Origin of the sequence: Bordetella avium (assembly GCF_034424645.1) — a bacterium.
Lineage (GTDB): Bacteria > Pseudomonadota > Gammaproteobacteria > Burkholderiales > Burkholderiaceae_B > Bordetella > Bordetella avium.
Map to the genome: position 1 here is coordinate 438661 of NZ_CP139969.1, position 16317 is coordinate 454977.

The 16317-nt window shown below is 62.1% G+C and carries 18 protein-coding genes; 11 read left to right on the plus strand and 7 right to left on the minus strand.

Annotation, left to right across the window (positions count from 1 at the left end; translation table 11 throughout):
- Window positions 1-16: 16 nt before the first annotated feature.
- From lptG to mpl, 7 genes are all read right to left on the minus strand, one after another.
- Window positions 17-1186, minus strand: a complete 1170-nt coding sequence (gene lptG, locus U0029_RS02055) for an LPS export ABC transporter permease LptG (RefSeq protein WP_114852202.1) — start codon at window positions 1184-1186, stop codon at window positions 17-19.
- Window positions 1187-1275: 89 nt separating this feature from the next.
- Window positions 1276-1998 (minus strand): monofunctional biosynthetic peptidoglycan transglycosylase, encoded by a 723-nt coding sequence (mtgA, locus tag U0029_RS02060; protein ID WP_114852203.1) that lies wholly within the window; start codon window positions 1996-1998, stop codon window positions 1276-1278.
- 82 nt (window positions 1999-2080) lie between these two features.
- Window positions 2081-2938 (minus strand): shikimate dehydrogenase, encoded by an 858-nt coding sequence (gene aroE, locus U0029_RS02065; protein ID WP_012418643.1) that lies wholly within the window; start codon window positions 2936-2938, stop codon window positions 2081-2083.
- Window positions 2935-3807 (minus strand): TonB family protein, encoded by an 873-nt coding sequence (locus U0029_RS02070; RefSeq protein ID WP_049794177.1) that lies wholly within the window; start codon window positions 3805-3807, stop codon window positions 2935-2937. Before U0029_RS02070 ends, aroE begins: the two co-directional genes overlap by 4 nt.
- Window positions 3808-3861: 54 nt before the next feature.
- Complete coding sequence (locus U0029_RS02075; RefSeq protein WP_114852204.1) at window positions 3862-5748, minus strand: ribonuclease catalytic domain-containing protein; 1887 nt, start codon at window positions 5746-5748, stop codon at window positions 3862-3864.
- Window positions 5749-5795: 47 nt separating this feature from the next.
- Window positions 5796-6389 carry a YqiA/YcfP family alpha/beta fold hydrolase gene (locus tag U0029_RS02080; RefSeq protein WP_012418640.1) on the minus strand — a complete coding sequence of 198 codons (594 nt, stop codon included), beginning with the start codon at window positions 6387-6389 and terminating at the stop codon, window positions 5796-5798.
- 10 nt (window positions 6390-6399) lie between these two features.
- Complete coding sequence (gene mpl, locus U0029_RS02085; protein WP_114852205.1) at window positions 6400-7770, minus strand: UDP-N-acetylmuramate:L-alanyl-gamma-D-glutamyl-meso-diaminopimelate ligase; 1371 nt, start codon at window positions 7768-7770, stop codon at window positions 6400-6402.
- Window positions 7771-7837: 67 nt separating this feature from the next.
- Between mpl and U0029_RS02090 the strand changes: the two genes are divergently transcribed.
- From U0029_RS02090 to U0029_RS02140, 11 genes are all read left to right on the plus strand, one after another.
- Window positions 7838-8353 carry a TlpA family protein disulfide reductase gene (locus U0029_RS02090; RefSeq protein WP_114852238.1) on the plus strand — a complete coding sequence of 172 codons (516 nt, stop codon included), beginning with the start codon at window positions 7838-7840 and terminating at the stop codon, window positions 8351-8353.
- A gap of 75 nt (window positions 8354-8428) precedes the next feature.
- Window positions 8429-8863, plus strand: a complete 435-nt coding sequence (gene aroQ, locus U0029_RS02095) for a type II 3-dehydroquinate dehydratase (protein WP_114852206.1) — start codon at window positions 8429-8431, stop codon at window positions 8861-8863.
- A gap of 90 nt (window positions 8864-8953) precedes the next feature.
- Window positions 8954-9397 carry an acetyl-CoA carboxylase biotin carboxyl carrier protein gene (accB, locus tag U0029_RS02100; protein WP_012418636.1) on the plus strand — a complete coding sequence of 148 codons (444 nt, stop codon included), beginning with the start codon at window positions 8954-8956 and terminating at the stop codon, window positions 9395-9397.
- Window positions 9398-9405: 8 nt separating this feature from the next.
- Entirely contained in the window at window positions 9406-10752 is a 1347-nt protein-coding gene (gene accC / locus U0029_RS02105; RefSeq protein ID WP_012418635.1) for an acetyl-CoA carboxylase biotin carboxylase subunit, read from the plus strand.
- 90 nt (window positions 10753-10842) lie between these two features.
- Window positions 10843-11760: a 50S ribosomal protein L11 methyltransferase gene (prmA, locus tag U0029_RS02110; RefSeq protein ID WP_114852207.1), complete on the plus strand. Its 918-nt coding sequence runs from the start codon at window positions 10843-10845 to the stop codon at window positions 11758-11760.
- Window positions 11761-11781: 21 nt separating this feature from the next.
- Entirely contained in the window at window positions 11782-12906 is a 1125-nt protein-coding gene (locus U0029_RS02115; protein WP_114852208.1) for a DUF3426 domain-containing protein, read from the plus strand.
- Between the two features lie 9 nt (window positions 12907-12915).
- Entirely contained in the window at window positions 12916-13857 is a 942-nt protein-coding gene (locus U0029_RS02120) for a carbohydrate kinase family protein (protein WP_012418632.1), read from the plus strand.
- Window positions 13858-14038: 181 nt separating this feature from the next.
- Window positions 14039-14536: an outer membrane lipoprotein gene (locus tag U0029_RS02125; RefSeq protein WP_114852209.1), complete on the plus strand. Its 498-nt coding sequence runs from the start codon at window positions 14039-14041 to the stop codon at window positions 14534-14536.
- Window positions 14537-14801: 265 nt separating this feature from the next.
- Window positions 14802-15038, plus strand: coding sequence for an acyl carrier protein (locus tag U0029_RS02130; protein ID WP_012418630.1), 237 nt, complete (start codon window positions 14802-14804; stop codon window positions 15036-15038).
- Window positions 15019-16194, plus strand: a complete 1176-nt coding sequence (locus U0029_RS02135; RefSeq protein ID WP_114852210.1) for a D-alanyl-lipoteichoic acid biosynthesis protein DltD — start codon at window positions 15019-15021, stop codon at window positions 16192-16194. The genes U0029_RS02130 and U0029_RS02135 overlap by 20 nt, the downstream gene beginning before the upstream one ends.
- Window positions 16191-16316 carry a hypothetical protein gene (locus U0029_RS02140; RefSeq protein ID WP_012418628.1) on the plus strand — a complete coding sequence of 42 codons (126 nt, stop codon included), beginning with the start codon at window positions 16191-16193 and terminating at the stop codon, window positions 16314-16316. The genes U0029_RS02135 and U0029_RS02140 overlap by 4 nt, the downstream gene beginning before the upstream one ends.
- The last annotated feature ends 1 nt before the right edge of the window (window position 16317 follow it).

Genomic DNA, 16317 nt, shown 5'->3' on the forward strand with positions numbered 1-16317 from the left:
CCCTCTGTGATACCTGTCAGTCGGACAGGCCCTTGCGGTGTTGCTTAAAACGGGAAAACCCGTGCCGATACTCCATCATGACCAGGGCTCCCAGCGCCAAAATCATGGCGGCGGCGTTAGGTCCAAGCGCGGTGAGCCAGGGCGGCCAACGGCTGAGCATCCCGACGTTTAGGGACAGTTGATTGACCATGAAGAAGGCCACGCCCATCAGGATGCCAATGAAAACCTTGGCACCCACCCCGCCCCGGCGGGTCTGCATGAAAGCAATGGGCGCGGCAATGGTGATCATCACCAAAAGCGTGAAGGGGTAAACGAATTTGCGCCATAGCGCGACAACCTGCCGGTCGGCCTGAAGCTGGTTGTGGTGCAGATAGTCGATATAGTCGATCAACGTCGCTGCCGACATGCGTTCCGGGGTCAGCACACGCGCCAGAAGGCGCTCCGGGCTCAGGGTGGTGTCCAGGCGCAACGAGGCGAGGGTTTCGACCTCGGCGGGTGGCTTCGGGGGTTGCTTGGCATTTGCCAGCGCTTGGGCCGCCTCAGGGGCGATGCGGGTCTGGACCACGTCGCTAAGAAGCAGGTCGCCATCGGTGAAAACGCCTTTGGCCGCTTTAGACAGGGATTCCAGCTCAAGATCGGGTTTGAGCTCGTAGAGCGTGACGTCGCGCACCTGCCCATCGGCCAACAGGGTCTGGATGTTGATGATGCGTGTGCCGCCGTCGCGCGTGGGTTCTTTGAACCAATAACCGCTGTTCAGGCGGCCGCCGCCTGCCTTGCCTCGGAAGGTCAGATCGGCCTCGCCGCTTTTGATTTCGGCGATGGGCGTCACGAATTCCGAGAGCAGCGTCGCCCCGATCATGACGGGGATAGTGACGACCCAGAGCATGCGCATCAAGCGCATGCCGCTCACGCCCGATACACGCAGAATCACCAGCTCGTTGCGCTGAGCCAGGCCGGCCAGCGCCAGAATGGCGCCGATCAGCAGGCCGATGGGCAGCAGATCGTATAAGCGAGTGGGCAGCGCCAGCGCCTGCATGTAAAGCAGGGCCAGCATGCTGAATTTTTCGCCCACGTTGTCCAGATCATCGACCAGGGCAAAAAACGTGAACAGCCCCAACAGGGCCAGAAGGACCACTGCGCAAGAGCGATAAATCTCGCGGGCCAGATAGCGGCGGGCTGTACGCATGAGTCTCGAAAACCATCAAGGCACGCCGGGTTCGGCGCGCAAAACACAAAACTTTAACAAATCTGGGCCTTACACCCCAGGATCAATCTTTACGGAATATCCACCATGCGCATCCGGCGCAACAAGATAGCCGTGCGAGAGTTCAGATAACTGGTGCTCCTGTGCTTGTCGTAGTAGCGAGGGTTGGGCAGCATGGCCGCCAGCCTTGCGGACTGCGAAGCATTCAAGTTGGCCGCGCTGATGCCATAGTAGTGGCGGGCGGCGGCTTCGGCCCCAAATATCCCCACCCCCCATTCGGCGATGTTCAGATAGAGCTCAAGAATGCGCTCTTTGGACATCACGTGTTCGATCATATAGGTAAGAATCAGTTCCTGTCCTTTGCGCAGGTAGCTGCGCGAGCCCGACAGGAAAAGATTTTTCGCCAATTGCTGTGTGATGGTTGATCCGCCCCGTATTGTGGCACGCCCCTGAGCCTGTTGATTCTGGTTATAGGCCCAGGCCTTGCGGATGGCATCCCATTCCACACCGTCGTGTTCGGTAAAGTTGGCGTCCTCCGAGGCGATGACCGCACGTTTGAGCGTGACATTGATACGGTCGTAGGGCACCCAGGTGTAGCTTAGCTGCGCCTTCGGATCGGTTTCTCGCAGGCGGGAGATCTCCTCGCGCATGATGGCGCTGCTGCCGGGGTCGCGGTGGGCGTACCACACCACCATGGAAAACATGGCCAGTTCATAGATCAGGAACAGGCAGAGCAGGGCCATGAGTACACCGCCGGTGCGGCGCAGCCAGGAGCGGGTGCGCGAGGCCGCCATTCAGGGCCTGCTCATGGGCGACGCCGCGCGCCTTGCTCAGTGGTCTTGCGGACATACATGGGCAAACCTCACGGAGTCGGAGTTAGTCTTCTGCCAGCAGGTTGGCGCGCAGCGTGGTCAGCACCGCCGTCGGGTCGGGCCGCAGGCCGTGCCAGATGAAAAAGCTCTCTGCCGCCTGTCCTACCAGCATACCCAAACCGTCTGCGGTCAGCGCGGCGCCATCGGCGCGGGCCTGGCGCATAAAGGGCGTGGGCCGTGCGCCATAGACCATGTCATAGGCTAGCGCGCCTGGCGCGTACAGTCCGCCCGGCAGCGCGGGCGCCAAATCATGCAGGCTGCTGGCGGTGGCGTTGATGACGATATCCCAGGCGCCGCCCGCTTCGTCGAGCGCGCCGGCGCTGGTCTGGACGCCGCCGGGTATGCCGCTGGCTGTCCAGGCGGCCAACAGTTCTGCCGCGCGGCCAGGGCTGCGGTTGACGATGCGGATCTCGGCGCAGCCGGCTTCGGCCAGCGGCTGTAGCACGCCGCGGGCGGCGCCGCCCGCACCCACCAGCAGCAGACGGGCGCCTTGAAGCATGACGCCCAGGCGGATGAGGTCATTGACCAGCCCTACCCCGTCCGTGTTGCAACCCTGCAAAACGCCATCGCGCCAGGTCAGGGTATTGACCGCGCCGGCCATGCGTGCGCGGGCCGAGAGGTGCTCCCGCGCCAGCTCAAAAGCCTCTTGCTTGAAGGGCACGGTGACATTCAGCCCCTGGCCGCCCGCCAGGAAAAATGCCTCGGCGGTGGCGCGGAAACCATCCAGCGGCGCGGGAATACGCTCGTACTCCAGTGAGATGCCGGTTTGCGCGGCGAACATCGCGTGAATTTGCGGCGAGCGGCTGTGCGTGATCGGATTGCCGATCACGGCATAGCGCCGCAGGGCAGGGCGGGAGGTCATGGGGCGGAGGTTTCCAGGGAGTCGTTGACGAAGTTCCAGGTGCGCGTGATGACCAACTCATCGGTTTCGCGCGCCAGATCGGGCGGGAATGGTGCAAAAGGCGCGGCCATCTGCACGATCCGGCGGGCCGCCTGATTCAGCACGGCATGCGCTGAGGGCTTGTCAATCTCGAAGCCTGCCAGACTGCCGTCGCTGCGGAGGGTCATCGTGATGCGCAGCGATCCGTAAATGCGACCGCGGGCTTCGGCGGGGAAATGTTCGGTGCCGATGGCCTCGATGTGGGCGCGCCAGTTATCCAGATAGGCCGCATAGCGTGAAGCCTGGGCGGCGGGCGCGACAAAGGTCTTGCGCGGCAGTGCGCTATAGGACTGCACGCGATTGGCGAGCGTGGCGACCTGAGCGTTTTGCACCACCCCCGGCTGATCTTCGGCGTGTTCGCCAGGCCTGTCCCGGTCTTCTGAGAACTGGGCGGGGGCGCGGCTGACCGGGCTTGGGTCTGCGGGCCGCAGTTGGCTCAGGAGCAGGGTTTGTTCCTGCTCTAACTGGGTTTGCCGTTTGCGCATGGCTTCCAGCACGATGGTGTCGGGAGCATCGCCCGTGCGCGGCAAGGAAGTGCTGGCCACCCCAGCTTGGGCATTGCCGCCGCCATCCACCGAGGCTTGAGCTAAGACCTGGGCATGTATAGGAGCGTCGTCGGTATGGGCGTTGACCAGCGTGATGTCCAGGCTGCTCAAGGGCGGAGGCGGCGCGGCTGGCAGCTGAAAGCGCCAAGCCAGAAGGCCGCCGTGTATCAGCAGCGAAATGACAATGGCAACCAGCAGATAGTGCCGGCCTGGGGCCAGGGAGGGGGCGGGCAGGGAGCTATGCACAGCAACATTTTAGAGCCTGGCCGGGTGAATCGGCGCAGGCCCCCGAGTTGCCGCTCAGGCGTTCGCCAGACCCAGATAGCGGCAATCCAGTTCCAGCGACAGCTCGTCCATGCCCAGAATGTCGATTTCGACGGCGGCGCCGCGTTCGAGCTCAGGCATGCCGCCCACCCGCGTCACGAAGGGCGCATTGCCTAGGCGAACCAGATCCTCGCGCAGCACATGCGCGACGCAACGGGTGATGTTCTGCTGGCGCAGCCAGCGCATGCACCAATAGCGCTCCATTGCGTTCTGGAAGTCAGCCCAGGTCGCATACTGCGCGTCAAAGGCGCCGATGATGGCGAACAGGTCGGCGTCCTTGGGCTTGAAGGGAGCCACCAGGCGGGCGGACACGCCGTGTTCGACCGCCGCGATCAATTGCCATTGATTGACCAGATCGACATAACGGCGCAGCGGCGAGGTGCTCCAGGCATATTGCGGCACGCCGATGGCTTCGTGCGGTAGGGCCTGGGTGCTCATGCGCACGCGGCCCGCCTGCTGCGAGCGGTAAATGCCCGGCACCCCGTGTTGATGCAGCAGGCCGCCCCACAGATTGTTGGCCAGAATCATGAACTCGGCCACCATGCGGTCCAGCGGCGCGTTGCGCTGGCGCGGCACCAGACGGACCGGGGTGTCGGGATCGTCAGGGCTGCCGTCCAGATAGAAGCTGTATTCGACGCGGCTGTTGTTTTCGGGTTTACCGCGAATGACCTCGCGCTGGGCCGACAGCGCCTGGGCGAGCTGCCACAGCGGGCGCAGCCAATGCGCATAGGGCAGCGGCGCGTCAGGATCGGCCAGGGCCGCCTCGGTGATTTCCGTGTCGAGTTGATTGTGACGCAGGTTCTCGCGCACCACAATGCGCTCGATACGGGTTTCCGAGGCGATGATTTCGCCAGTGATCGGGTCTGCGGTGACGTAGAGAGACAAGGCCGGCACGGCGCGTCCCGCATCCAGCGAAAACGCCTGAATGACCGAATCCGGCTGCATGGGAATCTTATCGCCCGGCATATAAACCGTGGACAGCCGTTGCCGCGCCAGCTTGTCGAGCTCGCCACCGCGCGTGACGCTCAGACCCGGTGCGGCGACGTGGATGCCCACGCGCACCTTGCCATCGGCCATCGGCGTGACCGACAAGGCATCGTCGATTTCGGTGGTGGTGATATCGTCAATCGAATAGATTTCGGCGTCGGCCAGCGGCAGCTCACGTTCCAGCGGCGGGATTTCCACCTCGGGAAACGCCACGCCACGCGGGAAATTCACGGCCAGAAAACGTTGCTTGTGCAGGGCCAGCGCATGCGGCCAGGCGCCCAGTTCCAGCAGCAGCCGGTCAGGGCTTTTCTGTAAGCGGGTGCAGGCGGCGTCCAGTGCCTTCCATTGCATGGTGTTTTTATCAGGACGGACCAGCAGCGATTCGGCCATCTGGCCGATGGCTTCGGGCAGCCTGCCCTGAGCCATTTCCTCGACCCAGGCATCCTGTTGTTCGGCCTGGCGCTGTTTTTTCTCCAGCGCGGCCAGGGCGGCTTGAAGAATGTCGGGGGGCGCCGGACGATAATGGCCCTTGCCGCGGCGATGGAAATACACCGGCGCGCCATGCAATCGCATCAGCAGCGCGGCCTGCTCGACGGCGTTGGGCGCATGGCCGAAATAATCGGCCGCCAGTACGGGGGCGTCGAATTCTTCCTGGGGAGCGCACTCCCACAGAAAGGCCAGGTCGATGCCTTCGGCCAGGGCGGCCGCATCACGCATCAAGGCCACGGGCTCGGGCGAGGCGAAGGTAAACAGCGTGTTGGCGCGTTTGATCTTGCTGCGTTTGCCCGACTCCGATTCCACCTGCAGGCTGGCATCGGCTTCTGAGAGAATCTTGCCGGCCTTGAAGCTGCCGTCATCTTCGTAAAACACGTACATATTTCGGTCCATCGGGCCAGCTCGGGCCGGGCATAACGGGAAAGAATTCAGTGGGGGCCGGTCAGCGCAAAATCAAGCACTTCCGGCAACCATTGGGCGAAGTCGGACACACCGTGGTCGCTTCCGGGAATGATGCGTTGCCTGCACCCTGCGAAGCGCTCGCGCATCTCGCGCCAGTCCAGCACTTCGTCGCCCGTTGCCGCGATCAGGAAATAACGCTCCGGGTGGGTCAGCACAGGCACATGCAGCTCATGCAATTCCTGCACATAGTCGGGCAGGAATACGAAAGGGGCGGCAGAATGATACATCTTGTGTTCGCCGACCTGGGTGGCAAGGTCGCGCGGTGCGTTCACGGCGGGGTTGATCAGCACCGCCTTGCAATCGAGCACTTGGGCCAGCCAGGTCGCGTAATAGCCGCCGAGCGAGGAGCCTACCACGGTCAGATTGCGCGGCGGCGCATCGCCCAGCAGATTCTGCGCCAGTTCGCGCGCGAGCTCGGCCGCCGCTTTCGGGCTGGCAGGCAATTGCGGGCAGGCCCAGTCGGCAGGCCTGTCGGCCATGGCCTGCGCCATCAGGCGTGCCTTGAATGAGTCAGGCGATGATCGAAACCCGTGCAGATAAAGGATTTTGGCTTCAGGCATGGCCGGACTCTCAGCGCGGTTGAGCCAGGGCGGCAAGCAGTTTGTCGTGCACGCCGCCAAAACCGCCATTGCTCATGACCAGGATATGGTCGCCCGGAGCCGCTGCCCGGGCTACCGCATTGACCAGGGCATTCAGGTCGTCGTGGCTGCTGGCGCGCTCACCCAGTGGCGACAGCACTTCGGTCGGATTCCAGCCCAGTGCGTGTTTGCCTTCCTGCGCGCCAAAGCAAAACACCTGATCCGCGCCGGCCAGCGCCTGCGGCAGTCGTGCGGCCATGGTTCCCAGTTTCATAGTGTTCGAACGTGGTTCAAGCACAGCCAGAATCCGGGCTGGCCCGACCTGGCGGCGCAGACCGGCGATCGTGGTGGCGATCGCCGTCGGATGGTGGGCGAAATCGTCGTAGACCTTCACGCCATTGATCGTGCCGCGCAGCTCCATACGCCGCTTCACACCGGCAAACCGGCAGAGAGCCGCAATGCCGTCGCTGGCCGGGATGCCGATATTTTCGGCGGCCGCCAATGCGGCCAGGGCATTCATGCGGTTGTGTTCGCCGCCCAGGGACCAGCGCACCATGCCTTGATCGCGGCCATCACGCAGCACCGTGAACGCGCCCAGTTCGTCGGCAGGGCCGGCCTGCCAAGCGCCGCCTGCGCCAAAGCGCACCGTCCGCGACCAGCAGCCACGGGCCAGCACGCGTTCCAGCGCCTCGCTGCGGGTCGGCAGCACGACGCATCCCTCGGACGGGATGGTGCGCACCAGATGATGGAATTGCGTTTCTATCGCCGCCAGATCCGGAAAGATGTCGGCGTGATCGTATTCCAGGTTATTCAGAATGGCTGTTCGCGGCCGGTAGTGCACGAATTTTGAGCGCTTGTCGAAAAAGGCGGTGTCGTATTCATCGGCCTCGATCACGAAGGGACGCGAGCCGAACTGGTAGCGTGCCGACACTTTGAGGTCGGGCGCCACCCCACCGATCAGGAAGTTGGGTTTGAGACCGGCCTCTTCCAGAATCCAGGCGAGCATCGAGCTGGTGGTGGTTTTGCCATGCGTGCCAGCAACAGCCAGTACATGGGATTGGGGCAGGATGTTGTCCCCGAGCCATTGGGGGCCGGACACATAGCGCGCGCCGCTGTTCAGGATCGCTTCCATCAGGGGATTGCCCCGGCTGACCACATTGCCGATCACGAAGAGGTCGGGTTTCAAAGCCAGTTGGTCAGCGCCAAAACCCTCTATAAGAGAGATGCCTTGCTCGGCGAGCTGGGTGCTCATGGGTGGATAGACGCCCGCGTCGCAGCCCGTGACTTTATGGCCGGCGGCGCGCGCGATCAGCGCCAATCCGCCCATGAAGGTGCCGCAAATGCCAAGAATATGTAAATGCATGGGATTCTCCTCATAGCATTGTAGAAGGATCATCGGCTTGGCGTGGGGACGGTATATGATGGGTGCTATGAATCGCCGTCTCTTCTTTACCGCTGGCGCGGCCGTCATCGTTGTCGCGGCGGGCGGTTTGCTCTATAGCCGGTCGCGTCCGGCAGCATCTCCAGACCCGTTGCAGCAATTGCTGGCGTCGTCTCTGCCTGATCTGCATGGCCAGCCTCAGGCCTTGTCGCAATGGCGCGGGCGCCCTATGGTGATTAACTTCTGGGCTACCTGGTGTGCACCTTGCGTGAAGGAAATGCCCGAGCTGGAAGCTCTCAGCAAAAAGGCTGCTAAAGTGCAGTTTGTCGGGATCGGTGTCGATACCGCCGACAATATGCGAAAATTTGTCGAGAAACTGCCTGTTTCCTACCCTCTGCTTGTGATGGGTTCCGCAGCGATCGACACCCTGCGTAAGCTGGATAATCCATCGGGCGGCCTGCCTTTCACCTTGGTTTTGAATGCAGATGGCAGCATTAGGCAGAAGATATTGGGTCAAATCGATCCGAACGCCCTGGAAAAGACCGTTCTTGATCTTGTCGTCTGAGCCAGTTGCGCAAATCGCTCGAATTGGCGTAAAAAGGCGGTTTATAGATTGTTTTGCCAGCAACTGGCAGGCCAAATGGCGCGAAGCATCCTTGTATTGCATGGCCCGAATCTGAATCTCCTTGGAGTCCGGGAGCCCGAGATCTACGGCAGCCGCACGCTGGCTCAGATCAACGAGGATCTCTCATCCTTGGCGAACGAGCTTGGCGTGAGCCTATCGGCTTGGCAGAGCAATCATGAAGGGGCTCTGGTAGACCGTATCCAGGCCGCGTCGAAGGACGGAACGGACTTCATTATTATCAACGCGGCAGCGTACACGCATACCAGCGTGGCGTTACGCGATGCGTTGGCTGGGGTGGCCATCCCATTTATCGAAGTACATTTGTCCAACCTGTATAAGCGCGAGAGTTTCCGGCATCACTCGTATCTCTCGGATATCGCGGTCGGCCTGATTAGCGGCCTGGGCGCAGACGGCTACGAGGCGGCCTTGCGTTACGCGGTGCGGCACTGAGACCCCAGCCGGGCCGACTTTTTCCTTAGCAAAACATCACAAGTTCCCGCCGCATGCGGGTGCTGTCAACATTATCGGGAAGCAGCTTTTATGGACCTCCGAAAACTCAAGACCTTGATCGACCTGGTGGCTGAATCGGGCATCGCCGAACTTGAAATCACCGAAGGCGAGGGCAAGGTTCGCATCGTCAAGTTCTCCCAAGCGCTGCAACCCGTCGCTTACCAGGCAGCCGCGCCTGCGGCGGCCGTAGTGGGTTCGCCGGCAGCCGCACCCGCCGAGCCGGCTGCTCCGGTCATTCAGGGGCATGTGGTCAAGGCTCCGATGGTTGGCACCTTTTACCGTTCGCCCAACCCTGGCGCCGCACCCTTCGTGGAAGTCGGCCAGACCGTCAAGGAAGGCGAAGCGCTTTGCATCATTGAAGCCATGAAGTTGCTCAATGAAATCGAAGCCGACAAGTCCGGCGTGATCAAAGAAATTCTGGTCGAGAACGGTGAGCCGGTCGAGTACGGTCAACCCCTGTTCGTCATTGGCTGATAGCGCAAATGTTCGAAAAAATCCTGATCGCAAACCGCGGCGAGATCGCACTGCGTATCCAGCGCGCCTGCCGCGAGCTGGGCATCAAGACGGTGGTGGTGCACTCTGAGGCTGACCGTGACGCGAAGTATGTGCGTCTGGCTGATGAGTCCGTGTGCATCGGGCCGGCTCCCTCGCGTGAAAGCTACCTCAATATGCCGGCCATCATTTCGGCCGCCGAGGTGACCGACGCCGAGGCCATTCATCCGGGCTACGGTTTTCTCTCCGAGAACGCCGACTTCGCCGAACGTGTCGAGAAGAGCGGTTTTGTCTTTATCGGCCCGCGTCCTGAAACTATTCGCCTGATGGGCGATAAGGTCAGCGCCAAGCAAGCCATGATCGAAGCCGGCGTGCCCGTGGTGCCCGGTTCGCAGGGCGCGCTGCCTGATGATCCGCAGGAAATCCTGCGCATAGCTCGCGAAGTGGGCTATCCGGTCATCATCAAGGCCGCCGGCGGCGGCGGTGGCCGAGGCATGCGCGTGGTGTACACCGAAGCGGCATTGCTGAATGCGGTCACCATGACGCGTTCCGAAGCGGGTGCGGCCTTCAACAATCCCGAAGTCTATATGGAGAAGTTCCTGGAAAATCCGCGTCACGTGGAGATCCAGGTGCTGGCCGATGGCGGCCGCAATGCCGTTTGGCTGGGCGAGCGCGATTGCTCCATGCAGCGGCGCCACCAGAAGGTCATCGAAGAGGCGCCGGCGCCAGGGATTCCCCGTCGTCTGATCGAGCGTATCGGGGACCGTTGCGCCGACGCCTGCCGTAAGATGGGCTATCGCGGCGCGGGCACCTTCGAGTTCCTGTTCGAAAACGGCGAGTTCTATTTCATCGAAATGAACACCCGTATCCAGGTTGAGCATCCGGTGACTGAGTTGATCACCGGCGTTGACCTGGTTCAGCAGCAGATCCTGATCGCCGCGGGCGAAAAGTTCACGCTGCGTCAGCGTGACATCACCCTCAAGGGCCATGCGCTCGAGTGCCGTATCAACGCGGAAGATCCTTTCCGTTTTGTGCCCAGCCCCGGCCGCATCACCAACTGGCATACGCCGGGCGGTCCCGGTGTACGCATCGATTCGCATGCCTTCAATGGCTATTTCGTGCCGCCCAACTACGATTCGATGATCGCCAAGGTCATCACCTACGGTGATACCCGTGAGCAGGCCCTGGCCCGTATGCGCACCGCGCTGTCGGAAATGGTCGTGGAGGGCATTCAGACCAACATCCCGCTGCATCGCGAGCTGTTGCAGGATGCCCGCTTCATCGAAGGCGGCACCAGTATCCATTATCTGGAAAACAAGCTGGCTCAGCGTCCTTGAGCAGTGATCGGGGCCCGTGCGGCCCCGTTTTTTGTATTGATGGCGACAGGGCCCGCGATGTGCGGGCCTTGCCGCAAGGAAGAAGCACAGATGCGTGAATTGGTCCTTTATTGCCGCGAAGCTCAGGCGGAGGCTTTGTCCGATGCCTTGCTGGACGCGGGCGTGCTGTCGGTCTCGGTTGAGGATGCTGACTTCGGCACCGAAGATGAGCGGCCTCTGTTTGGCGAGCCCGGTACGGAACCCGAGGTGCAGGCTTGGGACCGCAATTGCGTCGTGGCGCTTTTGCCCGATGGCGTCGATCCCGCGCAATTGCTCGAAGAAGCGGCCCAGGCCGCGCTGCTCGACGCCGCTGAGTTCGCGGGCTGGACGCTGCGTGAAGTGCCCGATGCAGACTGGGTGCGTCTGACGCAATCGCAGTTTGGCCCCATCCGCATTTCCGATCAGCTGTGGATCGTACCCAGTTGGCATCGTGAAGACACGGACGAGGCCACGGCATCCATTCCCGAAGGTGCTTTGCGCATCGAGCTGGACCCGGGGCTGGCATTCGGCACGGGCAGCCACCCCACCACCCATCTTTGCCTGGCTTGGCTGGAGTCCGAGCTGCCTGCCGGCGCCGACTTGCTGGACTACGGCTGCGGTTCCGGCATCCTGGCGATCGCGGCGCGCAAGCTGGGGGCCGGCGACACGACGGCTGTCGACATCGATCCGCAAGCCGTGCAGTCCACCCGTGACAATGCCGAGGTCAACCAGGTGAGTCTGGCGGCCGAGTTGCCGGAGGGGTTGGCCGATGGCCAGTTCCGCGTCGTGGTGGCGAATATTCTTTCCAATCCCTTGAAGGTGCTGGCGCCCATGCTGGCCGGGCGTGTCGCGCCTGGCGGTGATCTGGTGCTGTCCGGTGTCCTGGAACGACAGGCGCAAGAGGTGGCTGCGGCCTATGCGCCCTGGCTGGCCATGTCGGTATGGCGTGCCCGCGACGGTTGGGTCTGCCTGCACGGGCGCAAAGCCTGATTCGCGGGCAGGGGCAAAATCATGTCCTTGGTGACCCGCTGCCCGCATTGCGCAACGGCTTTCAAGGTCGTTGCGGATCAGTTGCGCGTGCGCAATGGTCTGGTGCGCTGCGGCGTTTGCAACACGGTTTTTGATGGCCGTGCCTGCCTGGTGACGCCTGGCGGGCCGGTCAACCAGGCGCCGGTGCCTGTGATCGAGCAAGCGCTGCCCGAACCCGCCGCGCCTGTTTCCATACCGCCTCCCCCGCCCGCGCCGCCGCTGCCTGCCGTGCTGCGCGGGCGTGACGCCATGCAGCGTGACCAAGAGGACCCGGAACCCCGAGCCGATGAGGATGCTCGCGATGAGCCGCCTTGGGAGGAGCGCCAGAGCCTCGGCTCGAAGGATGCGCTGCCCGACAGGTTGGGTTCGCATCAAGACGCAGCGCAACGCGCGGCTGACGATGGCGCGGACCGTGATGTTTTTTCTGCCGATGGGCCCTGGAGTTTTAGTGCGGAACCGCGAATAAACGGTCCTCGCGAGCCCGGTCTGGCCGGGCCGGCCGAGCCTATCGAGGCTGATGCCGTGCCGGGCGAACGGCGTACCCGGTTTTCCAGCGCGACCGACAGCGGGCGCACGCCGCCGGAATTCCTGGATGACGACCGGGCGCGCTCACGGGGTTTGGGCCGACGGCTGTGGCTGCTGGCCTGCCTCCTGGGTTTGCTGGCGCTGGGCTTGCAACTGGCCTATGTGTACCGCAGCGCCATCGCGACCTCGGTGCCGGCCTTGCGGCCGGTTCTGGAGCTGGCTTGCAAGCCGCTGGCTTGCTCGGTGGCTTACACGCGCCGGCTGGAGCGCATCAGTATCGTGTCGTCTTCGCTGCGCGCACCGCAGGGCGCGGCGCTTGCCGAGGGCCGCACGTCCCTGGTGTTGAATGTGGTGATGCGTAACCGTTACGACAAGCCTCAGCCCTGGCCTGCGCTGGTGCTGGAATTGACCGATATTTCGGATGCTGTGGTGGCACGCAAAGTGTTGCTGCCCCAGGATTATCTCGATCCCGCGCAGGCCCGAGGGCCTTTTGGCGCGAATGAGGAAGTCAAGCTCGCCGTGCCTATCGAAGTGCAGGGCATCAACGTTAACGGCTTTCAACTCGAAAAATTTTTCCCCTGAAGGATGACTATGACCTCTTCCGTGCTGGTATGTGGCTCGATGGCTTTCGATACCATCGCCGTGTTTGAAGGCTATTTCAAAGATCACATCCTCCCGGATCGCATCCAATCGCTGAGCGTTTCTTTTCTTGTGCCGCGCATGCGCAAGGAATATGGCGGCTGCGCAGGCAATATTGCCTACACCATGCACTTGCTGGGCGGCCGGCCAGTGCCGGTGGCGACCATCGGTGAAGACGCCGCCGATTACGTCGAACGCTTTACCAAGCTGGGCATAGATGTGTCCCGCCTGAAGGTCGTGCCCGACACCTTCACTGCGCAGTGCTTTATTTCCACCGATCTGGACGACAATCAGATCACGGCCTTTCATCCCGGTGCGATGTCCTTCTCCGCGCAGAATGACCTGAGCCAGGCCGATGCCGCCTGGGCGATCGTCGCGCCCGACGCCAAAGAAGGCATGTTCGCCCATGCCCACGCGCTTTCGGCACGTGGCATTCCGTTCATCTTCGATCTGGGTCAGGCCATGCCGCTCTTCGAGGGCGACGACCTCGAACGCATGTTGGGCCTGTGCCAGGCGATGACGGTCAATGACTATGAAGCCAGCGTGGTCGAACAGCGTACCGGCCGCAAGATGGCGGATATTGCCCGCGGCCTGCGTGCGGTCATCGTGACGCGAGGCGCTGAGGGCGCCACGCTCTACACCGAGGGTCAGGAAGTGCATATCGCGCCGGTCAAGGCCGATGAGGTGCTCGATCCGACGGGGTGCGGCGACGCCCATCGTGGCGGTCTGCTTTACGGTCTGACCTCGGGCTGGAGCTGGGCTGACAGCGCCCGTCTGGCCAACGTCATGGGCGCTATTAAGATCGCCTCGCGCGGTCCGCAGAATCATGCGCCCAGTCGCGATGACATTAACCGTCGTCTGCAAAGCGCCTACGGCTTGCAATTACCGGCCTGATTTTTGTCAAACTCCCCTATTGGCGGGCCGGGAACCTTGCGCCCGCCATGTCTGACTAAACTCTGATTGAACCTGCGTGGCGTCTGCCACGCTCGTTTCACCCTGTTTCCAGCCCGCCCGCGAATTGTCCGGCGGCAGAGTATTATCGAGAATGTAGGTACATTCCGATCGAGGAGTCTCAATGAGCACTACCATTTCTCCGTCTGTCGGCCGTATTGGTCGCGGCATCGCGGTGGTCACGCTGGCCGCCGGTATGCTGGTTCTGGCGGGTTGCGCCAATCACAGCGCCTCCAGCAGCGTCTACACCTATGGCCAAGCCCAGCGCGAACAAATTGTGCGGACGGGTACCGTGACGGGCGTGCGTCCGATCACCATCCAGACCGACAAGTCCAGCGGCGTGGGCGCATTGGCTGGCGGCGCGCTTGGCGGTGTGGCGGGTAATGCCATTGGCGGCGGCACAGGCCGCACCATCGCGACGGTTGGCGGCGCCATCCTGGGCGCGCTCGCAGGCAACGTCGCCGAGAATCAGGTCGGCAAGACCTCGGGCTATGAAATCACGGTTCGCCTCGATAACGGCGAAACCCGTGTGGTGGCCCAGGAGGCCGATAATCCGGTCAGCGTGGGCCAGCGTGTGCAGGTTATCAGTGGCGGCGGCCCAACCCGCGTCGTTCCCTACTGAGCGTCATGCGCCCATGCCCTCCTGGCAAGCCATCAGGCTCTGTCCGGGAGGGCTTTTTATTTGGCGAATACTGCCGAGTTCCCGGCTGTTTCACATAAATGAACGGTCTATTGCAGACGATTGCGTCATTTATGCAACGGCAGTGCTCGGTCTGAAAAAAACGCTGATTTTTCTGTATCTGGCAAGAAAAAATCGGTATAGTCCCGCTCCTGACTTCGGGTCGGGAGTAACTGGCCTGACGAGGCGGCGTAGTAGCTGACACCTTATGCATACAGAGCAAGAACTCCACACTCGCATTGCTGAAATCGTTGAATCGATCGTCCTGAAAAAAGTGGCTGTCGACACCCCCCTGATTACCTCCGGCCTGGTGGATTCATTATCAGCGGTAGATATCACGCTTGCTGTCGAGTCGGAATACGGCTGCAGCATTCCAGCCCCGGAAATTGCCGAGCACCTGCAATCGGTGCGCACGCTTGCGGGATATGTCGCTTCCCACAGCTAAAGCCAGACTGCTGTCGCACATTGCGGCAGCAATCACCGCGAGCCTGTTGGCGCTGGCACTCTACTGGACGGCGGACCGCTTTCTGGACCGCAATGTACAGCCCATCTCCAGCTCCCCCTCCACCACCGATAACTATCTGCCCAATCTCGGACCTGATTGGGGAACTCAGCACGTCAATCTCGACCGCCTATCCCGCGCCCTGAGCGACGGCACCCTGGTGGTGCTGGGTTCATCAGAGTTGTCCAGCCATGACCTGCGTTTCGTTCCCTATCGTTTCTTTCCGCAGGAACTGAAAGTTCCCACGCTGGCCTATGGCCACGCGATGTTCCAGTCCTATGGCATGGTCAGTGTGCTGGAGTCGGTTGCCGACGCCCTTACGCCTAACACCCGTTTGGTCATCATGGTATCGCCCGCCTGGTTTGCGTCGGGCGGCCAGTTACCGCGTTCGGCCTTTGCCGAGCACGTCACCGGCCCGGTATGGGACCGTCTCTGGGACCGGTCGGCCACCCGTGAGCAAATGCAGACCTGGATCGGCGCCAATGCCAACTGGGGCTTGCTGTGGCTGCTGGCCAATGGCCAGATGGCCGAGTTCAAAGACAAGGTGGCCCTGTGGTGGCGCACGCGCAGTCAGCCGGCGCCCGACCGTCCGCGCAGCGCCTTGGCGGTGCCGGCCCACAAATATGTGGCCTGGCCATCTGCCGCCCGTTTATCGACCTCGCACTGGAACGAGCTGATAGAGCAGGCCATCGATGTCGAGCATGCCCTGGGCAGCAAGAATCCTTACAGCGTACGCGACGACTACTATCAGCAGTATCTGGCATCGGTATCCTCGCCCGCACGCAATGAGTTTCCCGATATCTCGCCCATGAGCCGCCCTGAGCTGGGTGACCTGGCGCGTCTCATGGCCCTGTTGCAGCAGCGCAAGGTGAGGGCTTATTTCGTGATTCAGCCCTTTAATCCCAAACTCATTCTGGATGTCGAGCGTTTTGACCCCGTCGCGGCCGCCATCAAGGGCATGTGCGAGCGCTACGACATGGGCTGCCTGGACCTCTACAGCATTCCGTTCGCGCCCGGGATGGTGCGAGACGACATGCACTTGGCCGAACTGGGATGGGCTCTGGCGGACCGGGGTATTGCGGAGTTTTTCTCGCGATGAAACGCTTTTTCTGGCACCTCTGCCTTTACCTCGGCCTGATTCTGGTCTTTATTCTGCAAGCGCAACCCACCACGGGTAGCGGCGGGCCGATCAAGGTCGAATTTCAATACCAGCAGTTCTGAA

Bases quoted from the DNA above. Each gene is read 5' to 3' on its own strand.
- lptG (WP_114852202.1), bottom strand. From the start codon at position 1,186: ATGCGTACAGCCCGCCGCTATCTGGCCCGCGAGATTTATCGCTCTTGC.
- mtgA (WP_114852203.1), bottom strand. From the start codon at position 1,998: ATGGCGGCCTCGCGCACCCGCTCCTGGCTGCGCCGCACCGGCGGTGTA.
- aroE (WP_012418643.1), bottom strand. From the start codon at position 2,938: ATGACCTCCCGCCCTGCCCTGCGGCGCTATGCCGTGATCGGCAATCCG.
- U0029_RS02075 (WP_114852204.1), bottom strand. From the start codon at position 5,748: ATGTACGTGTTTTACGAAGATGACGGCAGCTTCAAGGCCGGCAAGATT.
- U0029_RS02080 (WP_012418640.1), bottom strand. From the start codon at position 6,389: ATGCCTGAAGCCAAAATCCTTTATCTGCACGGGTTTCGATCATCGCCT.
- mpl (WP_114852205.1), bottom strand. From the start codon at position 7,770: ATGCATTTACATATTCTTGGCATTTGCGGCACCTTCATGGGCGGATTG.
- U0029_RS02090 (WP_114852238.1), top strand. From the start codon at position 7,838: ATGAATCGCCGTCTCTTCTTTACCGCTGGCGCGGCCGTCATCGTTGTC.
- aroQ (WP_114852206.1), top strand. From the start codon at position 8,429: ATGGCGCGAAGCATCCTTGTATTGCATGGCCCGAATCTGAATCTCCTT.
- accB (WP_012418636.1), top strand. From the start codon at position 8,954: ATGGACCTCCGAAAACTCAAGACCTTGATCGACCTGGTGGCTGAATCG.
- accC (WP_012418635.1), top strand. From the start codon at position 9,406: ATGTTCGAAAAAATCCTGATCGCAAACCGCGGCGAGATCGCACTGCGT.
- prmA (WP_114852207.1), top strand. From the start codon at position 10,843: ATGCGTGAATTGGTCCTTTATTGCCGCGAAGCTCAGGCGGAGGCTTTG.
- U0029_RS02115 (WP_114852208.1), top strand. From the start codon at position 11,782: ATGTCCTTGGTGACCCGCTGCCCGCATTGCGCAACGGCTTTCAAGGTC.
- U0029_RS02120 (WP_012418632.1), top strand. From the start codon at position 12,916: ATGACCTCTTCCGTGCTGGTATGTGGCTCGATGGCTTTCGATACCATC.
- U0029_RS02125 (WP_114852209.1), top strand. From the start codon at position 14,039: ATGAGCACTACCATTTCTCCGTCTGTCGGCCGTATTGGTCGCGGCATC.
- U0029_RS02130 (WP_012418630.1), top strand. From the start codon at position 14,802: ATGCATACAGAGCAAGAACTCCACACTCGCATTGCTGAAATCGTTGAA.
- U0029_RS02135 (WP_114852210.1), top strand. From the start codon at position 15,019: ATGTCGCTTCCCACAGCTAAAGCCAGACTGCTGTCGCACATTGCGGCA.
- U0029_RS02140 (WP_012418628.1), top strand. From the start codon at position 16,191: ATGAAACGCTTTTTCTGGCACCTCTGCCTTTACCTCGGCCTGATTCTG.